The sequence below is a fragment of the Bacillus sp. FSL E2-8868 genome (assembly GCF_038005505.1).
GTDB classification, from domain to species: domain Bacteria; phylum Bacillota; class Bacilli; order Bacillales; family Bacillaceae_G; genus Bacillus_A; species Bacillus_A mycoides.
The window spans coordinates 1,396,600-1,419,387 of sequence record NZ_JBBOTI010000002.1 but is presented as its reverse complement, the minus strand read 5'-3'; the positions used below and the strand labels follow the sequence as shown (position 1 = coordinate 1,419,387).

Here is a 22,788-nt window from a genome sequence, read left to right as displayed (position 1 = left end):
TTCATATAAAAGGAGATGTCGTATTGATAATGATTAAGAAAAAATATGTTAATGCGTTCGTTATAGCAGCAACTTTAGCAGTTCCATTCAGTGGTATTATGGCACCGATTGCGAAAGCAGAAGCGGCAGTAGAAATGAAAGCAAATAGTAAACTTGCAGATGGTACATATGACGTTATTTTAAAAACGTATAAAGATCAAACGAATGAAACATCGGTTGCTTCAACATATTTAAAAAATGCAAAAGTAACAATACAAGGCGATAAAAAAATTGTGACGTTAACAGTGCAAGATAGTAGCTATTTCCAGTATCTTAGAGTAGAAGATCAGAATCAATTAGGGACATTCCATGATGTAAAAGTAATTTCTGAAGATAAAGCGAATAATGGTACGAAAGTTGTTCAATTTGAAATCGATGAGTTCTCGAAAAAATATAATATGCAAATGCACATATTAATTCCAGCAATTAAATATGACCATAAATATCAAGTGCAGTTTGAAATCGATGCGAGTGCAATTGAAAAGAAATCTAAGTTCTCAGATGTACCAACTTGGGCACAAGAGTCAGTTCAATATTTAGTAGACAAAGAGGCAGTACACGGTAAGCCAGATGGTACATTTGCACCAGCTGAAAATATCGATCGTGGTTCAGCAGCAAAAATATTAGCTACTGTTTTAGGATTAGAAATTAATAAAGATGCGAAGCCATCGTTCTCTGACGCGCAAAATCATTGGGCTACACCATACATCGCAGCAGTTGAAAAAGCTGGCATTGTAAAAGGTGACGATAAGGGTAACTTTAATCCGAGCGGGCTAATTAACCGTGCATCAATGGCTTCTATGCTTGTGAATGCATATAAATTAGAAAGAAATGAAAATATTAAACTACCAAAAGAATTTGCTGATTTAAAAGATCATTGGGGTACGAAGTATGCGAACATTTTAATCCAAGAAAATATTTCAGTTGGAACAGATAATGGATGGGCTCCAGATAAATCGGTAAGCCGCGCAGAAGCAGCTCAATTTATTGCGAAGACAGATAAGTTAAAGAAATAAATCGAAACTAAAATCAGTGGGATTCTATTCCCGCTGATTTTTAGCTTGTATGAAGTTTCTTATATAATAATTCCGAATTCCAAGTTGACACATGTGAATTACGGAATTAAAATGGAAAGAAATCAAACAGAATACAATAGAAGCTCATCAGAGAAACTGAAGGCGCACAACGTTCACTTTTGTGAATAGATTGTGTGCCTTTTTCTATTGTACAAACTAAGGGGGCTTTATATATGAAACAGTGGAGTAAGACAGCATTAATGAAAAGTACAGGTGTTTTATTATCAGCATTTGTCCTTTTGTCAGGGTGTGGTTCGGCAACATCCACTAACAATTCTGAAGGAAGTGCAGATAAGAAGACAGTCGAACTTTTAAATGTTTCATATGATCCAACGCGTGAGTTATATCAAGATTTCAATAAAGACTTTGCGAAGTATTGGAAAGAGAAGCATGGTCAAACAGTAAATGTAAAGCAATCACACGGGGGATCTGGAAGTCAGGCACGCTCCGTTATTGACGGCTTAGAAGCAGATGTTGTAACACTAGCGCTCGCTTATGATATTGACGCGATTAGTAAGAAGAAACAACTAGCAGAAGATTGGCAGAAGCGACTTGCGGATAATTCTACTCCGTATACATCAACGATTGTATTTCTTGTTAGAAAAGGAAACCCGAAAGGAATTAAAGATTGGGATGATTTAACGAAAAAAGGTGTGTCTGTCATTACACCAAACCCGAAAACATCTGGGGGAGCACGGTGGAACTATTTAGGGGCGTGGGGATATGCACTGAAGAAACATAACAATAGTGAAGATAAGGCGAAAGAATTTGTCGGTCAAATTTATAAAAACGTGGAAGTACTAGATTCAGGAGCACGCGGGGCAACGACGACTTTCGTTGAAAAAGGAATTGGTGATGTGTTAATCGCTTGGGAAAATGAAGCGTTATTATCGCAAAAAGAACTTGGAAAAGATAAATTCGAAATTGTAACACCTTCGATTAGTATACTTGCCGAGCCGCCAGTAGCAGTTGTAGACAAAGTCGTTGATAAAAAAGGAACGAAAAAAGTAGCAGAAGGATATCTTGAATATTTGTATTCAGAAAAGGGGCAAGAAATTGCGGCGAAAAACTTTTATCGCCCTCGTAATGAAAAAGTAGCAGAGAAGTATGCATCACAATTTCCGAAAGTTCAATTATTTACAGTTGATGAACTATTTGGAGGCTGGAAAAAAGCACAAGAAAAGCATTTTAATGATGGCGGCGTATTCGATCAAATGTATAAAAAATAAGGGGGGATGAGGTGACGTTATATGAGGAAGAAGCGCGTCTTACCAGGGTTTGGATTATCTCTTGGATTTACAATGCTATATATGAGTTTATTCGTACTTATACCACTTTCTATTGTATTTATTCAAACTTCGCAGCTAGGCTGGAAGAAGTTTGCTGGGGTTATAACGAGTGAGCGCGTGTTGCATTCCTATCAAGTAAGTTTCACAACTTCACTTGCAGCGGCAATCGTAAATGCCATTTTCGGTTTATTAATTGCCTGGGTACTCGTTCGCTACACATTTCCAGGGAAGCGGTTATTAGACGGACTAATCGATTTACCATTCGCTCTTCCGACTGCTGTAGCTGGTATTACACTTACGACGCTTTATGCGGAAAATGGATTTATTGGAAAAATATTTAGTGTGTTTCATATAAAAGTAGCTTTTACCCAGCTCGGCATTATTGTGGCGCTTACGTTTATTGGCTTACCATTTGTCGTGCGAATGGTGCAACCAGTGCTGCAAAGTATTGATAAAGAAGTAGAAGAAGCAGCTTCTAGTTTAGGGGCGTCACGCTTTCAAATATTTGTAAAAATCATTTTGCCAGAAATATTCCCTGCTCTACTTGCTGGTTTTTCACTCGCCTTTGCTCGGGCGTTAGGGGAATATGGATCTGTCGTGTTCATTGCAGGTAATATGCCGATGAAAACAGAAATCGCACCGCTTATGATTATGACAAAACTCGAACAATATGATTATGCAGGCGCAACAGCTGTAGCGGCTGTGATGCTTATTATTTCTCTCCTTTTCCTACTATTTATTAATATGATTCAAACTTGGAGCAGAAGGCATGAATTGAAAAGCGAATAGGAGGGGAGAAAATGGAACCAACATTATTAGAAAAGAAAATAGTAAAAAGCGTATCAGTTAAAAAAGACTCTAAGTTTGTACCAATTTTATTCATTACGATAACAATTTTATTTTTATCTCTCTTTCTATTACTGCCGCTCGTGACAATTTTTATGAAAGCATTCGAACGAGGAATTGATGTATATATTGCCGCTGTAACAGATCAAGAAGCATTTTTGGCAATCAGGTTAACGCTTCTCGTTGCTTTAATTGTTGTGCCGCTGAATACAGTATTCGGAATAGCAGCTGCTTGGCTTATTACGAAGTTTCAGTTTAAAGGAAAGCAAGTATTATTATCTCTTATTGAACTGCCGTTTGCTGTATCACCAGTTATCGCAGGATTAGTATTCGTTTTACTTTTCACACCTCGTGCGAATCTTGGCGGATGGTTAATGGAACACGGGATAAAGCTCATCTTCTCTGTTCCTGGCATTATCATTGCGACGATATTTGTTACGTTTCCGTTCGTTGCGCGTGAATTAATCCCGGTTATGCAGGCGCAAGGAAAGAGTGAAGAAGAAGCGGCTCTATCACTTGGCGCAAGCGGATGGAAAATGTTTTGGCGCGTCACATTGCCAAATATAAAATGGGGTCTATTATACGGAATGATTTTATGTAACGCCCGGGCCATTGGTGAATTCGGAGCAGTTTCCGTTGTGTCTGGTCACGTGCGCGGCATGACAAATACAATGCCGCTTCATATTGAAATTTTGTACAATGAATATCAATTTTCAGCAGCGTTCGCTGTGGCGACTTTAATGTCACTCATCGCAGTTTTTACGCTCGTTATAAAAAACTGGATTGAATGGAGAATGGAAAAACGACAATAAGGGGTGAGTGCGGTGAGTATTCAAATTCAAAATGTATCAAAACAATATGGTACATTTCAAGCGCTGACAGACATTCATTTGGATATTCCAAAAGGTGAACTGGTCGCTTTATTAGGCCCATCAGGTTCTGGGAAAACGACGTTATTACGAATTATTGCAGGACTAGAAGAAGCGGATGGAGGCTCCATTTCATTTGATGGAGAAGATTTAACTGATATTCACGTGAAAAACAGGCAAGTCGGTTTCGTCTTCCAGCACTATGCACTTTTTAAACATATGAATGTATTTGAAAATGTCGCTTTCGGTTTAAAAGTAAGAAAGAAAAACTTACGACCTTCAGCTGAAGTAATAAAAGAAAAAGTAACAGAACTATTGAAACTAGTAAAAATGGATGGTTTCGCAAAACGTTATCCAGCGCAATTATCTGGCGGACAACGCCAACGTATCGCACTAGCCCGGGCGCTTGCAGTCGAACCGAAAATTTTATTGTTAGATGAACCGTTCGGTGCACTTGATGCAAAAGTACGGAAAGAATTGCGAAGATGGCTCCGGAAACTACATGACGAATTTCAAATTACGAGCGTATTCGTAACGCATGACCAAGAAGAAGCGTTAGACGTTGCGGACCGCATCGTTGTAATGAATGAAGGACGCATTGAACAAATGGGAACGCCGGAAGAAGTATATGAAAAACCGGCAAGTCCGTTCGTATATGACTTTTTAGGAAACGTGAATTTATTTCACGGCCGCGTTCATAAAGGTAAACTAAATGTAGGATCGGTGGAACTAGAAGCACCAGAGCATAAGCACGTTTCAAACGTAGACGGAGTGGGATACGTAAGACCACATCACTTATCAATCGATCGTACGAAACAAAGTATAGATGCCATCCCGGCGAAAGTAACATACTCACATGCAGTTGGCCCTGTCGTATATGTAGAATTGAAGCGCGACGGAACAGATGAGTATCTAGAAGCAGAAATTAGTAAAGAACAGTTTAGACAGCTAGGCATTCAAACAGGTGAGTTTGTATACGTACATCCGAGAGAAGTGAAGGTGTTTATTCCAGAGGATTTTGTGATTTAATAGTGAAAAGCCACACCTATATGAGTATTTATAGGTGCGGCTTTTCTTTGTTTACGTGAATGTCTGATTTTTATATATTCCGCCTCATCAATTCCCCAACCTGCGTCGCAACATATTCAACATCATTATCAATTTCGTCTAATATGTAAGATTCTAAAATACCTATTACAGCAGTTCCTAAAAATTTTAAAACGATGTGCTTATCAATGTTTTTATTGTGAAGATTGATGTGCTTAATATTTACGTTAAACGTGCATAACAAGATATAATAGAAGAAATCAATAAGGAGGTTAGCAGTGAAAAAATTTCGTTATTTCAATATATTCACTATTTTAATTGTATACACACTACTCATGTTTTACATCGGCTGGAACGGATGGGTTTGGCTTCATGCGGTGTTCGGCTGGGAATATTGGGGATATTACGCTTTCGTAGTTGGCTTCATTTCATATGCGTATATTCTCGTACAAGTGTTTAAATTCCTTCCTTTCCTGCGAACGGTCGGTTCAATTTGGTTTGCGGTTATACAATACGCGCTTATGTTATTGCCGTTAGCCGATATTGCCGTCTTATTATTACAGTTTTCAGTGGAGAAAGAGACGGCAATTATTTGGACAGGGGCAGTCACTTTACTCGTATTTTTCTTTATCTTCGCATACGGGGTATTTAATGCGTATAGCCCGGTTGTAAGAAAGTATGATGTACATATACCGAAAAAAGTAGAAGGGCGTAAAAGTTTACGCATTGCGATGGCCTCTGATATGCATTTCGGTAAACTGTCTGGAGTTGCTCATTTAAAGAGACTCGTTCGTCATGTAAATGAAATGGAGCCCGATATTATTTTACTGCCTGGTGATATTATCGACGATCATCCAGGTGTGTTCATTCAGAAAAATATGGGACCAATCATGAAACAGATGAAAGCTCCATTAGGCGTATATGGTGTGTTAGGAAACCATGAATATTACGGCCGAGCTGTTCCTGAGTTTTTACAAGAGATGGATAAGATTGATATTCGTATTCTTTTAGATGAAGTCATTACAATTGAAGATGATTTTTATCTCGTTGGAAGAAGGGATAAAACAGAGCGAGATCGTCAAAGTTTTGAAAATCTAATGAGTACGGTAGATAAATCGCTTCCTGTTATCGCAATGGATCACCAACCATTTGAATTAAAACAAGCAGCGGACGCCGGCGTTGATTTATTATTATCCGGTCACACGCATCGCGGACAAATGGCGCCGAACCATATTGTGACGAGAAGAATGTACGAACTAGACTGGGGATACGCACAAAAAGGTGCATTCCACGCAATTGTTTCTTCTGGATTTGGATTCTGGGGACCACCGCTTAGACTGGGAAGTAGATCTGAGATTGTGCAGGTTGAAGTTACATTTGAATAGGATTGTGAAATAGAGAGCTGAGTGCTCTCTATTTTTTAAAATAAAAAAAGCTCCATATAAGGAGCGCTCAATAAAAATAAATGAATTAAAACAAATAACAGACATTTATAATATATATATATAAATAAACTTAAAATCAATATATTTTTAATTATAGATATATAAGGCGGAATGTCTGTATTTACTCTCCTTGGAAAAAGAGATACTATAAGAAGACTCTGCTTGAAAAGGGGGATTTTAAGTGATCATATTAGATGTCATATACGGTGAGTTTAAAGTAGATAAAGTGTTAGAAGAATTAATTTTAAGTAAACCTGTGCAAAGGCTGAAAGGGGTCCATCAGGCCGGAGCAAGTTACTTAATGAATGAGAAATGGAATGTAACGCGTTTTGATCATTCAGTTGGTGCTATGTTGTTAATTAAAAAGCTTGGTGGTTCAGTAGAAGAACAGATTGCTGGCTTACTGCATGACGTATCGCATACTGCTTTTTCCCATGTGATCGATTACGTTTTTGATAACGAAAATGAAAGTTATCATGAAGAAATATTTAGTTCTGTCGTGAAAAACTCGGAAATCCCGGCGATTCTTTCAAAACATGGTTATAACTATGAAGATATTTTGTTAGATGATTCGAAGTGGACATTACTTGAAAAATCTGCGCCAGAATTATGTGCAGACCGAGTGGATTACACATTGAGAGATATGTATACATATGGATATATTTCTTTAGAAGAAGTTCATAGTTTTTTAGAGGATTTAATCGAAGTAGATGGGAAAATGGTTCTTCAAAATATTGAAATTGCAGAATGGTTTACGAAGGCGTATTACAAAGAAGTAATTGATTTCTTTATGAAACCAATGAATATTTATGGAAACGATATGTTAGCCAAAACGTTAAAATTAGCTCTTCATAAAAAGATAATCCATCCAGATGATTTTCTTCTTGAAGATCATGAGCTTATTACGAAATTGTGGCTATGTAAAGATCAAGAAGTAGATGCTTTATTAAGAAAAGTTCATCCAAGTATAGAAGTAAAAGAAGATAGAAATGAGTATGATCTACATCAGAAAAATAAAGTGCGTCTTATTGACCCTCCATTACTTCGTGAAGGTGAAGTTGTTCAATCGTCTGTTGTATCGGAAAAAATAAGACAGATGAGCGATATCGCTTATGAAAAGGCGATAAGAGGGATGTATGTGAAAGTGATTTCTAATTAGTTTATTTGTAATAGGAAAAGGTGTCATCAATTATGATGACACCTTTTCGCTTTAAAGGGTTGTTCGTATGGAAATGTGTTACATTTTTACGAGACTATAATATTTTACCAGAGAAATACCTTTTATAGTAAAAAATAAATTTTATAAAGTTTTCCATCAAAAATAATTTGTGAAAAAAGTACTAATTTTTAATGTGACAAAAATAATATATTTTTCAATAATCGCTTTAGAATCTTTCGTTCTTTATATATGGATTGTTATATTTTTTTAAGGTAATTTAAAGGTTTTTGTCGTTTTTTGTTGTAATTTTCATATTATGATAAACGTAATGTTCGGAATCAGCCATTATAACAGAAAAATTTTTAAAAAACAGAATTGAATCATATTGCTTATTTTAATATAATTTATTTGTTAATTAATAACATATTTAGGGTGTGATTCTTTATTGCGGTGAGAATTCTTTTTAGCATAGGAGGATTTACAGAATGGTTAAAACGGCAAAACCTGAAATGATGAATGAATTAAAAGAAACAGTTTACAAATTCTTTCCGAAAAATATTGTGAAAGAAGAAGGATTGTACGAGGAGTCCAAAGAGCATAAAAAGTTTGTAGACTTGAAAGAGAGTTTTATAAAAAACGAAAGCTCTCAAAAGGAAATTTTGTCTTTAATCGAGTCAACATTTTGTGATTATCACGTGTCAGACTATACAGATTTAAACCTATATAATTGTCTAGAATATAATGTGTTACTAAATGGAAAAGAACCGATGTTAAATGATGATATTGATTGGATACGAAAATCAAGAGGCGAGCGCCTTGATTTAGGGGTTTTTGTTAGCTTACTTGATAAATATTATTATTACTACGTATTAAAAACAACATATGATGAAGATGTAAGGGAATGGACTTTTGAAACAATCGATGTAGAAATAGATACCATTTGTGAATTTGATAAACTAATGAATACAAAAGGATTTGTAAGAGTAGAACGAGAGGTTGCTAGAACTGCAATTCCTGATATAGAAACGGAATGTTTACGTATGGGGGAAGTTAACGTATTCCACGCTTTATTCACAGATTCTGTTAGTGAAATATAGGTTTTAAATTATTAAAAAGGTTGTGTAGAAAATAGCTGCTATTTTCTACACAACCTTTTCATTTTCACTAATCAAACCAATTCCAAACCTCAATATCTCCAAGAGTCGCATAACGTACGTGCGGAGAGTTTTGTAATTTTAATAATTCTTTCGACGGCCCAGTAATGACAATGCCGTATACTTTTACGCCGTTATCTTTTACATATTTATAACGTTTATCTAAGTTTAGTTCTTTCTCAGGAAGTGCTGCTATTTTACTTACCGTTTTTTTATGGATAGAAAGGACGCGCATCATTTCGATTACTTGATCTTCTGGCGTTTTGTACTTGTCTGCGTTACTATCTAGAAATCTTAAATGTTCTGGAAATCCTATAGCTTCTCCGCCATGTAAGATATAGTCATCTACATTTTTTCTTTCTTGTCCTGTATCTAAAGCGTACCATACAGGAGTTGGAGGGAGTTCTTGTGCTTCGAATATGCTATATAAAAGCGGTTCTAATTCTTTTAAAGTGTAAGTTTTATCAAAAGAAATTGCTACTTCTGCAACGGTTCCATCATGTACTTTTGCAAGTGTATCCCATACTTTTTTTGAGGAATCCTTTAAATAATCACCCTGCTTTGTTTTGGGATGAACAAAGAAGAGTTTTGGTTGATAGAACGGATTCATCCAAGTTTGTTTCGTGACATCTACAGATGATAAGAAGCTTTTTGTTTCTACTGTACCGAGTGGCATTTCTTTTTTACCGACGGTTCTTACTAAATCGAAGCTGCTGTTCGTACGGAAAAAAGCTTCTACACTTGTTCCGCCCCCCATAACACGGCTATTTGGGATAGTTGCTTCAAGTGCAAGCGAAGGAACTTCTCTAATTTCTTCTAGCCTTTTATCATTATTAGCTTGAAAATAAAAGGCTGATAATACCCCACCGATTATATATATAACGATGCAAATGGATAATATAAAACCAAACGTTTGTAACCGATGTTTCCACTTAATTCTCCAAAAAGGAACTTTAAGATCTTTTGGCGGTAATTTTTTCTTTACGGGTTCACTCTTCGCAAGCAATTCATCTAAATGAGCTTCACATTCTGCACAAGTTTCTATATGACTTTCTAACTGTTCTTGTTCGTCATGTGTGAGCGTTCCTTTTTCGTATTTCGTCCACAGTTTTTTAAACTCTGCACAACCCATCTGTATCACTCCTTTATGCTTTTCGTTTCTTTTCGTCCTCGGTGTAATTCAATTTTTACTTTTGCTAACGAGAGACCAGTCATTTCTGCTATTTCCTTATAAGAGAATCCGTAGTAATCTCGTAGTAGTAACACATTTCGTCTTTCGAGCGGAAGAGAGGATATACTTTGTAACCAACTAGCAATCTCATGTTTTACGAAATAAGAGTGTTCTGTACTTGGCACGTTTGGTAAATGGAATTCTTCAATTTGCGTTGTTTTATACTTCTTTTCTTTTCGGTACCAATCGATAAAGGCGTTGTAGGCGATTGTAAATAACCACGGCCTAATTTCTTCTCCTTTATAATAGTCAATATGGACGAGCATTCGGTAAAATGTTTCTTGCATGAGATCTTCAGCACTATGAGAATCTCCGGTTAGGGAGAGAAGATAGCGAAATAAATCTTGCATATGCTCGGAGTAAATTTCTTCTAATGATTGTTTGCGTTTCACTACATTTCCCTCCCTTCATACATAACAACGAAATACATATAAAAAAGTTACAATTTTTATGGAATTATAGTAAAAAACGTCAAGAATTGGATAGGATTCTCTTTTATCATAATACATATAAGGCGGGTGAACAGAGATGGAAAGCTATGAAACACAAATTCAAAGGTCAATTGATTATATTGAGGAAGATGTAATGGAAAAACAAACGCTGCGTAATTTAGCACGTGTTGCAGGTTTTTCTGAGTCGCATTTTCATCGTGTATTCCAGGCGTTAGTAGGCGATACAGTAATGGAGTATGTTCGAAAGAGGAGGTTAGCCCGGGCAGCTTATCAACTTTCTCACACGGATGAAAAAGTTATTGATATCGCATTTGAGCATGGCTTTCAATCTCACGAAACGTTCACGAGAGCCTTTAAAAAATTATTTCAAATGACACCAAGTGAATATCGAAAACAAGAAATCGAAACACCAATGTATTATAGAGTGAATGTAAAACAAAGAAAATTAAATCCATATTTAGGGGGCATACAAATGGAATATCGTATTGTAAATAAACCAGAATTTTTAATGGCGGGTTATGAGCTGAAGACTACAAGTAAAGAAGGAAAAAACCATCAAGACATTCCAGCATTTTGGCAAGAATATTTACAAAAAGATCTTGGAACGACGATTCCGAATCGTAAAGATACGAGCCAATGGGTAGAACTTGGATTATGTACTGATTTTAATTTAGAAACAGGGGACTTCACTTATATTATCGGAATGGAAGTTACAGACTTTGAAAATGTACCAAATGCAGTTGCAAAGCGTACATTCCCAGCGGCGACATATGCAGTATTTACAACGCCGAAAGTTCCTCATGAAGAAATGGTATCGTCTATTCACCAAACGTGGAATGCAGTATTCTCAGAATGGTTCCCGCATTCAGGATACGAACATTGCGGCGTTAATGAGTTTGAGCTATACGATGAACGTTCCCATGCAGACAAAAGTGAGTTCGCTCAAATTGAACTTTGGATACCGGTGAAGAAGAAATAATAGAAAGAAAGACCGTTCAAAAGGTATTTTTGGACGGTCTTCTTTTATTAATAGGTTGCTACTATTGTTGTATTTTATAGTTAAGTCGATATAATTTCATTTACTAGCGCGCTGCTCCGAAAAGAGAAAGGTGCTTTATAAAAGCACCTTTTCCTACGAACTAAATGGAAACACAAGTATAATCGTCGTTCCTTTTCCAACTTCACTATCAATGAAAATCGTTCCGTTATGGGCATGAACGAGCTGTTTTGTAATGGCGAGACCAAGTCCAGTTCCGATGTTGCTTTCTTCTGTATTCGTTCCTCTGTAATATCGCTCGAATAGAAGTTCTTTCGTTTTATCATCCATACCTTTTCCATTATCTGAAATAGATAGTGTAAATGAATTTGCATTTTGCGAAAGTTTTACGATTACGTTTGTCGTTTCATTATTATGTTTTACAGCGTTTGCGAGTAGGTTTTCGATAATACGTTGGAACCATTTTTCTTCAATAAAATATTGGATTTTGCTTGAACTTGGCACGAATTCAATGTTTTGATTTTGTAGTGTCGGGTTATTAATAAATTGTAATAGTACTTTTCGGACGAACTGATTAATTTCAACATTTACGTGTTGCGCAGGAAGAGTATCATTTTTTAATTGATATGTTAAGCTTAAGTCGTCAATTAATGTAGTCATATATTGAGATTTTTCTTTCATTACATGGCCAAATTGTTGAATGTCTTGATCCGTCCAATTATATTGCTTCGATTCTAGTAATAATGCATAGCCGTATATAGAGCTAAGCGGTGTTTTTAGATCATGCGTCAGGCCGGTAATCCACTCTTCACGTGTTTGTTGCAGTACTTTTCTCATTGCATCGTTCTTTTTCAAAGTAATAGAAAGGTGCTCTAGTGAGTTTGTAACATCTTTAAATATGCGGAATGACCATTTTTCTTTACCAGAGCGCCGAAACCGAACAGGTTTGCCTTTTTTACTAACAGGTTCTTCATATTTTCCTCCGGCTATGTTTTTAAGCCAGCGCATCGTGTGTAATAAAGGCTTTCCAAACTTATTTCCATACCAAATTGAAAGAATGACTAAATAAGCAAACACAATAAGGAGGATTAAGCTGCATCCGATTAGAAGTTTCTTGGTAAATATATCATCTAATTCATCATCTGGATAATAATGAGCGTTTGGGGCGGATACAACGACGAGATGACCGCTATTTGAATCGTAAAAACTAGATGTATTTTCTTTATAATTCCACGGTTCTTTTTCATTAAGAGCCGTTTTTATAGCCGAAAATGTTTTTTTCTTCCCAGTTGGATAGGAAAAAACTTCTTCGCCATTGTTATTAAATATTTGCAGTGTTGCTTTTTCTTTAGAAAGTAATTGTTTTTCTTGTTCAGTTAATGCAAATTCATTTAATGATAAAGAAGGGTGTCCTTGTTGTATCATTTTTAGTAATGCATTACTTTTTAGTTTGGCACCGTAAATAACGATCACTGGTTTCTTTTCTAATTTAATTTCCCAATAGTTAAATTTATAAATATTATTGCTGCTATTCTGTAAATACGTAAGTAAGGATGTCTTTGTGTAAGAGGTAGGAACATCGTTAGGCGTATTAAAGTTGTAAAGGACCTTTCCATCTTCATCTACAATTTGAAGCCAATCACTCTTTTCTATTATTAAATCTTTTACCTCAGATTTTAAAGTAATGTTATTGTCTTCAGAAGAAATATATTCGGAGATTGTAAAGGTATCATAATCAGAAATATTAGGTTCATATAAAGTACTATTAAGAAGAAAAATTAAATAAGAAAAAGAAGCAATTACTGCGATAAGTAACGTAACTAAGACAAAAACGTGTTGTAAAATAAACTGGATTATAAGTCGTTTATTAAAATTCATATCTTTAACCTACTTTGTAATGAACTTATAGCCAAGTCCACGAACTGTTTTTATGTATTCTGGTTTACTTGGATCTTGTTCAATTTTTTCACGTAGTTTTCGAATGTGAACCATAACAGTATTATCATCTCCATTATAGGCAGGTGCTCCCCAAACTTTTTCATATAATTCTTCCTTCGAAAATACGTAGTTCGGATTCTCACAAAAGAATAGTAGTAGTTGAAAGAGTTGAGCGGAACATTCGACAACGTTTCCATCTACTGTTAGTTCCGCAGAATGTTGATCAATTTCAAATCTCCCAAAAGAAAAGGAGTATATTCTTTGTTCTTGTATGTTTTGTTTCATATGTCTTCGGAGTTGAGCTTTCATACGAGCGACTACTTCTAGTGGATTAAATGGTTTCGTAATGTAATCATCCGCACCGTATGAAAATCCGGAAACTTTATCTACATCAGATGTTTTTGCTGTTAGGAAGAAGATAGGGCAATCCGTTTTTTGGCGAAGGATTGGACAAATGTCAAAACCGGATTGTCCAGGAAGCATTACATCTAAAATAATTAAATCGTAATTGTTTTGCTCGGTGAGAGATAAGGCTATTTCCGCAGATGTTGCAGTTGTAATATGAGAAAAACCTTCTTTTTCAAGAATGGTAGTTAGTAATTGTAAAATTGCTGTTTCATCATCAATGAGTAGAATATTTGCGTGATACATATGAATCCCTCCTAATTTCCTCGAATATCATATCATCTTTTTGTAACTTATGGAATTTTTAAGGGAATTTTAAGGTTTTCTTTCACAAAAAATTAAGATTCAAATGATATGATAAAAGTAACATGGGGAGGAGATGAATGTGAATCCGTTTCAAACGATGCGAGCTAGATATTTTTTAATTGTATTTGCATTACTAATTTTAATAGCACGAAGTAGTAATGAAGTGCTAGAAAATACATTTCATATACAGAATTCATCTTTTATAAATATGCTTATATTTTATATCCTTCCAATAATATGGCTTTTTTACGGATATAGAAAGCATCGTGTTTCATTTTCATTATTTATTAATAGAAACGAAACATTTAACCTAGTGCAAGTTTTGTACATCGCGATTATACTTTGTATGTTTAGTTACGGCTATCTTATTTTATATATGTACAGCTTTGCATGGATTACACCAGATTTTATTATGAATGCCTTGCATGAACCGATTATAGATAGTACCGGGGGATATGTATTTCAATTTATTAGGGTTGTATTTATCGCGCCTATTGTCGGAGAGTTTGTTTTTCGAGGGTTTTTACTGCAGCGTTTTGCGGCAAAATGGGGTACTAGTATAGCAATGGTCGTTGTAGCACTTTTATTTGCTTGCTTACATGTTGATTTCCTTGGTGCAGTTGTGTTTAGCATCGTACTATCAATTGTATATATTCGTACGAAAAGCTTACTCATGCCAATTGCTATTCATATGTTAAACAATGCGCTTGTGCTTAGTTCTTCTTTTTTAGTAAGTAGAGAAAAGATAATGAGTTTTGCCGATTTTTCGAACTATACGACATTCTTTCCAGGATTAATTATTTTTATGACAGGATTAAACTTAGTGCTCATCTTTTTATTTGTGAATCGCAAATATTGGAGTAAAGAAGTGCCTGTTATATATGCGGAGAGGGAGAAGAACTTTTCAAGTATAATAGGAGATAAATAAGGTAGAGAAGACGTTTGAGAAAATATTGAAGGAAATGATAGATTATTGTACTTCTATTAGATATAAGTACTTTTCCATCAATAATGATACAGGAAATATTATTTTTCTTTTTATCGTGTTAGGGACATTAATAATAGTCAGCTTTATTATAGAAGAAATGATGAAGCGCATCTTCAGACAATATGTAGAAATGAAGCGAATTATGTTAGGACCCATAAAATGTTGGAGAAAGTGATGGGGACTTTGATTTTATCCCGCTATTTGCGGGTAGTAAAACTCCCACCTCAAAATTCGACTGGAGCAAAGAAGTTAGGTGGGAGATTAACTGTCCGTAAACGCCCGATTGGTTCAACTAATAATCAGTGGGGATGAACAAAACCCCACTGATTAAAGTTTCACTTTATGAAAACTAAATCATTATTAATTCGAAATTTGAAAGGGATGTATAAAATTATATGAATGAAACAATATCGTCAAATAAGTTTTTTTATTTGATTGTACTGAGTTTAGTATTGATTACGACAGTAAATGTTGTTCTTCGCTGGGAGGAAGCTTACTTTTTTATGTATTTAGCGCTCCATTTATTAGGGATTTTATGCATAACGGGCGGAGTAGTTGCTGAGAAAAAGCATGAAGAAAGTATTAATTATATGTGTGTGATGGGTCTTATTTTACTTTTAACTGTACAAGGTATTATGAAATATAGTTCTTTTTCTTTGCAAGATTTTAGTTTGTTAATAGATGTACTTCCTTAAGAAGGATTTTAAGGACTATGAATATATACGATATGTAAAAGGCACTGGTTTGTAAGTACATTTCTTATACCAGATTATGAGCCGGTGAAACTCTTCTTGTAATAGAAGAGTTTTTTTATGTAAATTGAACGAGCTAGAGCAATTATCACGATTAGCTTGTTCTAATTTTGAAAGTACGAACTTACAATAATAATAGACAGGCAGCATAGAGGAGGGAATAGCGTGAGGAAAGTTATTGGGTGGTCGCTTTTTTTGTACGTTGGGTTTGCGTTACTTATATATTGGTATTTATTTGGATGGAATCATGAACTCATTCCGGACATGTATAAAGGAACGAGTGCAGATCCAGAAACTTTTATGAATGCGAGGGAGCTTACGCTAAGTCAAGATTATTCGCGTGTGAAAAATTTACTGTTCTTTTTAGCGACGCCTCTTGAATGGATTATTTTATTATTTGTACTCGTGCTCGGTATTTCAAAAAAGTTTGAGAAATGGTCGAAGGAAACGACCAAAATAAATGTCTTACAAGTTGCGATTTATTTCTTTTATTTATCACTACTAACAACAGTTCTTGCATTACCGATGCAATGGATCGGGCGTAAAGTGTCCGTTGATTACGGAATATCTACGCAAAGTACACAAAGCTGGATAAAAGATCATGTCATCGATTTTTGGGTGAACTATGCGACTATGTTACTCATTGTTACGGTTTTGTTATGGCTCATCCGTAAATTCCCGAAGAGATGGTGGCTAGCAGGATGGGCGCTCTCTGTTCCGTTTACGATTTTCTTAACGTTTGTGCAACCTGTTGTAATTGATCCACTTTATAATGATTTTTCAACGCTGAAAAATAAGGAATTAGAAACGAAAATTTTAGCGATCGCAGATAAAGCTGATATTCCAGCTAAACACGTATATGAAGTAAATATGTCGGAAAAAACGAATTCGTTAAATGCGTACGTAACGGGAATTGGCCCTAACGCCCGTATTGTAATGTGGGATACAACACTTAAGCAATTAAAAGATAAAGAGATTTTATTTATTATGGCCCATGAAATAGGGCATTATGTTATGAAACATATATATTGGGGCGTTGCGAGCTATGTGTTGCTATCGTTTATAGGTATGTATTTAATTAGTCGTATTATAAATATGTGTATTCGAAAATGGGGAGATACACTGCAAATTCCAAAATTAGCATGTTTCTCAATTTTACCTTTATTTTTCTTAATTTCCTCTTTATTATCTTTTGCAGCACAACCAGCAACAAACTACGTTTCTCGTATAGAGGAACGAGCGGCAGATCAATACGCTTTAGATATGACGAAAGATGGAAAATCAGGTGTGAAAACTTTTCAATATTTATCAAAGACGAGCTTAAACCAAGTGAATCCGCCTGCATTAGTGAAGTTTTTCTTATATACACATCCACCGATTTTCGAAAGAATTCATACGTTTGAACAATATGAAAAACAAAAAAACAAGAAGTAGCGATTATGCTACTTCTTGTTTATAGAAATATAAGTTTGGTATTGGGAATATTTATCATTGCTTTTTATTGTGATTTTGTAAATAATAAGCTATAAAATTCTAAAAATCTATATATAAAGGAATAAAGGTGGAAATATGTATTTTTTACAAAATTTAAAAGTGAAACATAAATTATTCTTACTTATCTCATTAGCAGTTTTGGGCATGGCAATTATGAGTTGTGTAGCAATTAATTCTATTAATAAGATTAAGCACGATACAGAGGTTGTAGTAGATGATTATCAAAATTCTGCAGTTTTATTAGAAGGAATGCTTCGTACACAAAATTCACTAGAATATAACTTACTAGAATTAATTACAACGTCACAAAATGAGGGGACAAATAAAGAAGGGATTATTGGTAATGTTGAAAAGGATCTTAAAAAATATGATTCTTTATTAAAAGAATATGATGATGGCGTTAATTTAAGTAAGCAAGAGGATGAGCTGTTTCAGAAGATGAAGAAATCTTTGCCAAGTTATATGGAGACATATAAGAAGTTGTTTGACAAAGCAAAGGGAACAAATGAATCTCAAATGGTAAACGAATTTCAAAAGGACTTAAAACCGAAGGGAGTAGAGTTAGCTGGTTATGCTGTAGATTTAGAAGAGTATGTTTCAAATTTAGCTGACCAAGTATTTAAAGATTCTCAAAAAATGATAGATCGGTCCGTTATTACCTTTATCATTCTTGCAGTAATTACTACAATCATTATATGTATAGTAAGTTATATTATTAGCAAACTTATAGTTGCTCCTTTACAAACGGTTAGTCGTATGATGGAAAGAGCAAAAGAGGGAGATTTAACTGTACATGGTGATTATAATGCTAAAGATGAATTAGGTATATTAGTAAGTGATTTTAACGAGATGATTGTAGGGCTAAGAACAAATATGCAAGAAGTAGAGAATAATATTCAGCTTTTATTCCAACATGCAGACGGAGTAGTATCTGCATCAGAAGTATCTAGCGGTGCAGCAAAGAAAATCACTATGGATATTGAAGAAGTTGCCAATGGCGCAGAGAGCCAAATGCAAGCAATGGAACAAACTGCGGGTGCGATGGAAGAGTTGACACAAGGAATGCAGAGCATAGTGAATACATCATCCTCTGTAAATGAATTGTCTGCTCAATCAGCATTAGATGCAGAGAGTGGTAACAAATTAATGAAACAAATGATTCAACAGATGGATACAATCCAAAATTCAGTACATAGCGGTGTGAAACAAGTAGAGACTATGAAAGAACAATCAGAAGAAATTGTTAAAATCATTGATGTTATGCAAGGTATTACCTCTCAGATTAACTTATTAGCATTAAACGCCGCAATTGAGGCTGCACGTGCTGGAGAAAGTGGTAGAGGATTTGCAATTGTGGCAGATGAAGTGCGAAAATTAGCAGAACAATCTAGTGATTCTGCAAAACAAATTGAGAAGCTTATTACTCAAGTTATGGGAACAACGAACCATACGGTACATATGATGGGGAAAGTAGATAATGAGGTGCAGGCAGGTACTCAAGTAGTAATGCATACAGAAAAAGTATTTGGAACAATTACAGAAAAAGTGCAGCAAGTATCTGAGCAAATTCAAACGGTATCTATGTCTACAGATGAAATTGCAGCGAGTAGTGAGGAGATTTCTGCTTCTACAGAAGACATGGCGCAAATTTCTCAAAGGTCATCTGATCGAACTGATAGGGTAAAAGAGTCTATTCAACAGCAAGAAAAATCAGTTCAAGAAATCTCAGTTTCAATTGAGCATCTGCATAGCGTAGCAGGAGGATTAAAGCAGATTGTTTCACAATTTACTCTTCAAAAATAGTATATTTAAGTTTATATATAGTGAAATTCCTCTGAATAAATAGCAAAAAAATCATCCTTTATAAGAAATAAAGGATGATTTTTTTATTATGAAGATTTGGTGTGAATTCTACTTTTTACATTCTATTTTTTTACAGTTTTTCAATTGTGATATATAATGATATGTAATGTTTTTAGAATTTTTAGTTTATAAAGAGATGATTGTAGGGGGAGGAGAAAATTGTTTCATTCAAAATCAATGCCGGCTATAAAAATGATCCTTTCGATGTCTATTTTCGGATCGATTGGATTTTTTTCTGTCCAAACGGGTTTACCATCTTTTGAATTAGTATTTATTCGTTGTATTTGTGCGACTTTATTTTTAACGCTATGTTGGTTTGCAACAGGACAATATAAAAATGAGAAATGGAATAAAAAAGAAATTGTGCAAATATTAGCGTGTGGCGTATTTCTCGTTTTTAACTGGGTGTTTTTATTTAAAGCGTTTGAACTCATGTCGATTACAATTGCGATTTCAGTGTATCATCTCGCTCCAATTATCGTATTAATGATCGGTAGTATCGTATTTAAAGAGAGGCTAACAGTATTTGCTGTTATGTCCATTGTTATTTGTTTTATCGGCACAGTGTTAGTAGCTGGAGTGGACGGTAGTATGTCGCTTGAGAAATTAATGTCATCTGGAATGGTATGGGCACTTCTTGCGGCTTTATTTTATGCTTTTACCACGTTACTAGGAAAGGGGATTCAGCATACGAGTGCATATGCGATGACATTTTTACAAACGTTTTTAGGCATATTTTTATTGCTACCATTCGTAGATTTCGGACATTTTCAAGGATTAACAGAGATGAACTGGATGATGATTACTGCGACAGGACTTATACATACTGGGTTTGTATATTACTTATTTTTTGACAGTTTAAGAGATTTACCGACGAGACTTATTTCTGTATTAGTGTTTTTAGATCCTGCTGTTGCAATTTTGTTAGATACGATCTTTACCGGTTTTAGACCGACTAGTATGCAAATTGTAGGGATTATTCTTATATTTGTAGGAATGGCGTTTACTTTTCGAAAAACGAGGGATGAAAAAGTAGTGGTAAAAGAAAATACGTATTATGAAGTGTGAAAAATTACCTCCTATCGTATTGAGAATTTTCTTATTTTTTGTACAATATGAAAGTAGGAAAATAAAGGAAGATGCGGATGAGAGAGATGAAAAAGTTATTCAAGATAGCGACATCATTAACTTTAATAGGGGGGATATTTGTTAGCGGTAATATTGTTTCAGCAAATACAGATGGAATTCAACAATCTCCACCTCCACCTGATATTATGCTGAAATTTGATGATTTAGCAAATGATCATTGGGCTTATAATGAAATTATGAATTTAGTATATTACCGGATTATGTATGGCTACGGAAATGGGAAATTTGGTGTAGAAGATAATGTAACCCGTGAACAAGCAGCAGCAGTACTGTATCGCGCACTAGATTTGAAACGAAATGTACATATTGAAAATCCATATGGAGATATTGACGGGAAATCAACAATGTTTCCTTATGAAATTTTACACTTAACAAAGATCGGTATTTTTAAAGGAGACGAAAATCAGAACTTCCGTCCAAAAGATACGTTAACTCGTGCGGAACTAGCGCAAATTTTGGTAAAAGCATATAATCTGAAAGCAAAACGACATCATACATTTACAGACGTATCAGAGGATTATTGGGCAAGAGATGCGATTAGTGCGCTGCAATCTAATAACGTTGTAGCAGGAACAGGCGCTGGGAAATTTGAACCTGAAATGCTTGTAACACGCGGACAATTTGCGAAATCCTTAAAAAAGGCAATCGATAATTCGCCAGGGAAAATGGAATAAATAAGAGCTACATTATTATGTAGTAAAAGTGCAAATAGATCATATTTGTACCTTTTGTATGAAAAGTGAAATGACATATCAGAAAATCATTGGGCTAAAGATTTGATTAGCGCCTTACAGTCTAATAAAGCTATAGTTGGAACGGGTAATGGTTTATTTGAACCAGAAAAACTTGTAACCCTTGAACAGTATGCGAAGTTCTTAAATAATGCACTTCATAGATTCTACGCAAATGATTAATCTATGAAGCTCGAAAAAAGCGCAAATATGATATTTGCGCTTTTTTTGTCTATAAAGTGAAATTTTTATAAGTGAAGGACTTGATTAGTAGATAGTAGAATATTGTATATATAACATCTTTGCAAAAGCTTTTGTTTATCCTTTTTGAAAATCAAACAGAGAAACTAGAGCGCAAAGATAAGAATATTTCTTCAAATGATTTGCATGCGATTCAGAATACCAATTGGAATTGAGAGCGAATTGGCTCACCTAGTAATCTTCAAAATAATAGATGTTAAAAATGCAATATATTACATACGGTTTGCAAATGCAGCATATGTAATATGGGAAAAGAATTTAGTCTATTATGTTCCACTTTTAATAAAGTGGAAATGAAGGAGAGAGGACAATGAAGAAAAAAATGTTCCGTATAATGGCGGCAGCGACTATTATGGGTGGAGTATTGGTAAGCGCAAATGTTCCTAATATAAAAGCAGAAGAATATCCAGAAATGATTGTATTTGATGATGTTCCAGTAGACCATTGGGCATATGAATATATTATAGAAGTGGCGTATCATAAAGTTATGCTAGGTTATGGAAATGGAAAGTTTGGTGTAGGTGATAATGTAACCCGTGAACAAGTGGCGACAATACTGTATCGCGCACTTAATATAAAACATGAAGGCCCATTAAAAAATCCTTATAAGGATATTTCTGAAAGATCAACAATGTTTCCAAATGAAATTTTAGCATTAACAGAGCGCGGTATTTTTAAAGGTGATGAGAAGGGGAACTTTAGACCTAGAGAAACAATAACACGTGCAGAGGTAGCGCAAGTTCTTACACAGACATATTCCTTTGAAGCGAAGCAACAGCATACATTTAAAGATGTACCAAATAATTACTGGGCAAAAAATGCAATTAGTGCTCTGCAAGCTAATAATGTCATAGTAGGAACAGGGAATGGAAAGTTTGAACCAAATAAAGTTGTAACACGTGAGCAATATGCAACATTTTTAAATAAAGCTATTATTAATTTTAATTTGAAAGATGAATAACATGAAACGGAAGTTTTTAAAAATATAGTACAAGAAAAATAAAATTATATTAATATATCATATTTCTTTAAAAAAAAGCGCGGAAATTACGCGCTTTTTTCTTATTTTAAATTGTTTATCTGTATATTTATTCTGCTGTTCATAGTTCGGTGGTTAGTATTTATGGAAAAAACAGGTTAATTATAGTTACTTTTTATGAGGAAAAAGTACGGTTTAGTAACTTTATTGTTAATTAAGTATAAAGATAAGTATGTGAAATACAGTTCACAAATTAGACAAACATTATATGGATAAGTGTATTGTTACTTTTCCATAAATTCTTTATATTAGAAAAAA

Annotated in this window: 23 protein-coding genes; 18 read left to right on the top strand and 5 right to left on the bottom strand. The window is 34.7% G+C overall.

Annotated features, from left to right (window positions below):
• Positions 1–29: 29 nt before the first annotated feature.
• The 5 genes from NSS74_RS18205 to NSS74_RS18185 all read left to right on the top strand — a co-directional run bounded on the left by NSS74_RS18205 (position 30) and on the right by NSS74_RS18185 (position 5,148).
• The gene (locus NSS74_RS18205) at positions 30–1,055 is read left to right on the top strand and encodes an S-layer homology domain-containing protein (RefSeq protein WP_033715102.1); all 1,026 of its coding nucleotides are present in this window, start codon (positions 30–32) and stop codon (positions 1,053–1,055) included.
• Between the two features lie 233 nt (positions 1,056–1,288).
• Positions 1,289–2,344, top strand: a complete 1,056-nt coding sequence (locus tag NSS74_RS18200) for a sulfate ABC transporter substrate-binding protein (RefSeq protein ID WP_002140770.1) — start codon at positions 1,289–1,291, stop codon at positions 2,342–2,344.
• Positions 2,345–2,365: 21 nt separating this feature from the next.
• Entirely contained in the window at positions 2,366–3,193 is an 828-nt protein-coding gene (gene cysT, locus NSS74_RS18195) for a sulfate ABC transporter permease subunit CysT (protein WP_002011198.1), read from the top strand.
• 11 nt (positions 3,194–3,204) lie between these two features.
• Positions 3,205–4,062 (top strand): sulfate ABC transporter permease subunit CysW, encoded by an 858-nt coding sequence (cysW, locus tag NSS74_RS18190; RefSeq protein WP_002140772.1) that lies wholly within the window; start codon positions 3,205–3,207, stop codon positions 4,060–4,062.
• A gap of 12 nt (positions 4,063–4,074) precedes the next feature.
• Positions 4,075–5,148, top strand: coding sequence for a sulfate/molybdate ABC transporter ATP-binding protein (locus tag NSS74_RS18185; protein ID WP_002125843.1), 1,074 nt, complete (start codon positions 4,075–4,077; stop codon positions 5,146–5,148).
• 70 nt (positions 5,149–5,218) lie between these two features.
• Here NSS74_RS18185 and NSS74_RS18180 read toward each other — a convergent pair whose 3' ends face one another.
• The gene (locus NSS74_RS18180) at positions 5,219–5,410 is read right to left on the bottom strand and encodes a TetR family transcriptional regulator (protein WP_080019751.1); all 192 of its coding nucleotides are present in this window, start codon (positions 5,408–5,410) and stop codon (positions 5,219–5,221) included.
• A 34-nt stretch (positions 5,411–5,444) separates the two neighbouring features.
• Between NSS74_RS18180 and NSS74_RS18175 the strand changes: the two genes are divergently transcribed.
• The 3 genes from NSS74_RS18175 to NSS74_RS18165 all read left to right on the top strand — a co-directional run bounded on the left by NSS74_RS18175 (position 5,445) and on the right by NSS74_RS18165 (position 8,867).
• On the top strand, positions 5,445–6,551 hold the full coding sequence (locus NSS74_RS18175; protein ID WP_002140773.1) for a metallophosphoesterase: 1,107 nt from the start codon (positions 5,445–5,447) through the stop codon (positions 6,549–6,551).
• A gap of 241 nt (positions 6,552–6,792) precedes the next feature.
• The gene (locus NSS74_RS18170; RefSeq protein ID WP_002140774.1) at positions 6,793–7,770 is read left to right on the top strand and encodes an HD domain-containing protein; all 978 of its coding nucleotides are present in this window, start codon (positions 6,793–6,795) and stop codon (positions 7,768–7,770) included.
• Positions 7,771–8,255: 485 nt separating this feature from the next.
• Positions 8,256–8,867 (top strand): hypothetical protein, encoded by a 612-nt coding sequence (locus tag NSS74_RS18165; protein WP_002140775.1) that lies wholly within the window; start codon positions 8,256–8,258, stop codon positions 8,865–8,867.
• 67 nt (positions 8,868–8,934) lie between these two features.
• Here the strand turns inward: NSS74_RS18165 and NSS74_RS18160 are convergent, their stop codons facing one another.
• Entirely contained in the window at positions 8,935–10,056 is a 1,122-nt protein-coding gene (locus NSS74_RS18160; protein ID WP_340814041.1) for an anti-sigma factor, read from the bottom strand.
• A 5-nt stretch (positions 10,057–10,061) separates the two neighbouring features.
• Complete coding sequence (locus NSS74_RS18155; protein ID WP_002125854.1) at positions 10,062–10,547, bottom strand: RNA polymerase sigma factor; 486 nt, start codon at positions 10,545–10,547, stop codon at positions 10,062–10,064.
• 136 nt (positions 10,548–10,683) lie between these two features.
• Between NSS74_RS18155 and NSS74_RS18150 the strand changes: the two genes are divergently transcribed.
• Positions 10,684–11,586, top strand: a complete 903-nt coding sequence (locus NSS74_RS18150) for an AraC family transcriptional regulator (protein WP_002030329.1) — start codon at positions 10,684–10,686, stop codon at positions 11,584–11,586.
• A gap of 153 nt (positions 11,587–11,739) precedes the next feature.
• Here the strand turns inward: NSS74_RS18150 and NSS74_RS18145 are convergent, their stop codons facing one another.
• Together NSS74_RS18145 and NSS74_RS18140 are read right to left on the bottom strand one after the other, a co-directional pair.
• Positions 11,740–13,482 (bottom strand): ATP-binding response regulator, encoded by a 1,743-nt coding sequence (locus NSS74_RS18145; protein ID WP_340814040.1) that lies wholly within the window; start codon positions 13,480–13,482, stop codon positions 11,740–11,742.
• Between the two features lie 9 nt (positions 13,483–13,491).
• A complete protein-coding gene (locus tag NSS74_RS18140) occupies positions 13,492–14,193 on the bottom strand; it encodes a response regulator transcription factor (protein ID WP_002140780.1) in 702 nt (233 codons plus the stop codon).
• Positions 14,194–14,332: 139 nt separating this feature from the next.
• On the opposite strand from NSS74_RS18140, the gene NSS74_RS18135 reads away from it, so the two are divergent.
• From NSS74_RS18135 to NSS74_RS18095, 9 genes are all read left to right on the top strand, one after another.
• Positions 14,333–15,181 carry a CPBP family intramembrane glutamic endopeptidase gene (locus tag NSS74_RS18135; RefSeq protein ID WP_002140783.1) on the top strand — a complete coding sequence of 283 codons (849 nt, stop codon included), beginning with the start codon at positions 14,333–14,335 and terminating at the stop codon, positions 15,179–15,181.
• A 234-nt stretch (positions 15,182–15,415) separates the two neighbouring features.
• On the top strand, positions 15,416–15,553 hold the full coding sequence (locus tag NSS74_RS18130) for a hypothetical protein (protein ID WP_002140784.1): 138 nt from the start codon (positions 15,416–15,418) through the stop codon (positions 15,551–15,553).
• Between the two features lie 83 nt (positions 15,554–15,636).
• Positions 15,637–15,936 carry a hypothetical protein gene (locus NSS74_RS18125; protein ID WP_001006056.1) on the top strand — a complete coding sequence of 100 codons (300 nt, stop codon included), beginning with the start codon at positions 15,637–15,639 and terminating at the stop codon, positions 15,934–15,936.
• Positions 15,937–16,158: 222 nt separating this feature from the next.
• A complete protein-coding gene (locus tag NSS74_RS18120; protein ID WP_002140785.1) occupies positions 16,159–17,427 on the top strand; it encodes a M48 family metallopeptidase in 1,269 nt (422 codons plus the stop codon).
• 135 nt (positions 17,428–17,562) lie between these two features.
• Positions 17,563–19,290, top strand: coding sequence for a methyl-accepting chemotaxis protein (locus NSS74_RS18115; protein ID WP_002140788.1), 1,728 nt, complete (start codon positions 17,563–17,565; stop codon positions 19,288–19,290).
• Positions 19,291–19,509: 219 nt separating this feature from the next.
• A complete protein-coding gene (locus NSS74_RS18110; protein WP_002140789.1) occupies positions 19,510–20,418 on the top strand; it encodes a DMT family transporter in 909 nt (302 codons plus the stop codon).
• Between the two features lie 77 nt (positions 20,419–20,495).
• Entirely contained in the window at positions 20,496–21,173 is a 678-nt protein-coding gene (locus NSS74_RS18105) for an S-layer homology domain-containing protein (protein ID WP_033715099.1), read from the top strand.
• A gap of 75 nt (positions 21,174–21,248) precedes the next feature.
• Positions 21,249–21,413 carry an S-layer homology domain-containing protein gene (locus NSS74_RS18100; protein ID WP_080019752.1) on the top strand — a complete coding sequence of 55 codons (165 nt, stop codon included), beginning with the start codon at positions 21,249–21,251 and terminating at the stop codon, positions 21,411–21,413.
• A 388-nt stretch (positions 21,414–21,801) separates the two neighbouring features.
• Positions 21,802–22,452, top strand: a complete 651-nt coding sequence (locus NSS74_RS18095) for an S-layer homology domain-containing protein (protein ID WP_002030314.1) — start codon at positions 21,802–21,804, stop codon at positions 22,450–22,452.
• Positions 22,453–22,788 lie beyond the last annotated feature (336 nt).

Coding starts and splice junctions, on each gene's coding strand:
- NSS74_RS18205 (WP_033715102.1), top strand. CDS start 30: ATGATTAAGAAAAAATATGTTAATGCGTTCGTTATAGCAGCAACTTTA.
- cysT (WP_002011198.1), top strand. CDS start 2,366: ATGAGGAAGAAGCGCGTCTTACCAGGGTTTGGATTATCTCTTGGATTT.
- cysW (WP_002140772.1), top strand. CDS start 3,205: ATGGAACCAACATTATTAGAAAAGAAAATAGTAAAAAGCGTATCAGTT.
- NSS74_RS18200 (WP_002140770.1), top strand. CDS start 1,289: ATGAAACAGTGGAGTAAGACAGCATTAATGAAAAGTACAGGTGTTTTA.
- NSS74_RS18115 (WP_002140788.1), top strand. CDS start 17,563: ATGTATTTTTTACAAAATTTAAAAGTGAAACATAAATTATTCTTACTT.
- NSS74_RS18150 (WP_002030329.1), top strand. CDS start 10,684: ATGGAAAGCTATGAAACACAAATTCAAAGGTCAATTGATTATATTGAG.
- NSS74_RS18130 (WP_002140784.1), top strand. CDS start 15,416: ATGGGGACTTTGATTTTATCCCGCTATTTGCGGGTAGTAAAACTCCCA.
- NSS74_RS18145 (WP_340814040.1), bottom strand. CDS start 13,482: ATGAATTTTAATAAACGACTTATAATCCAGTTTATTTTACAACACGTT.
- NSS74_RS18125 (WP_001006056.1), top strand. CDS start 15,637: ATGAATGAAACAATATCGTCAAATAAGTTTTTTTATTTGATTGTACTG.
- NSS74_RS18095 (WP_002030314.1), top strand. CDS start 21,802: ATGAAGAAAAAAATGTTCCGTATAATGGCGGCAGCGACTATTATGGGT.
- NSS74_RS18105 (WP_033715099.1), top strand. CDS start 20,496: ATGAGAGAGATGAAAAAGTTATTCAAGATAGCGACATCATTAACTTTA.
- NSS74_RS18165 (WP_002140775.1), top strand. CDS start 8,256: ATGGTTAAAACGGCAAAACCTGAAATGATGAATGAATTAAAAGAAACA.
- NSS74_RS18160 (WP_340814041.1), bottom strand. CDS start 10,056: ATGGGTTGTGCAGAGTTTAAAAAACTGTGGACGAAATACGAAAAAGGA.
- NSS74_RS18140 (WP_002140780.1), bottom strand. CDS start 14,193: ATGTATCACGCAAATATTCTACTCATTGATGATGAAACAGCAATTTTA.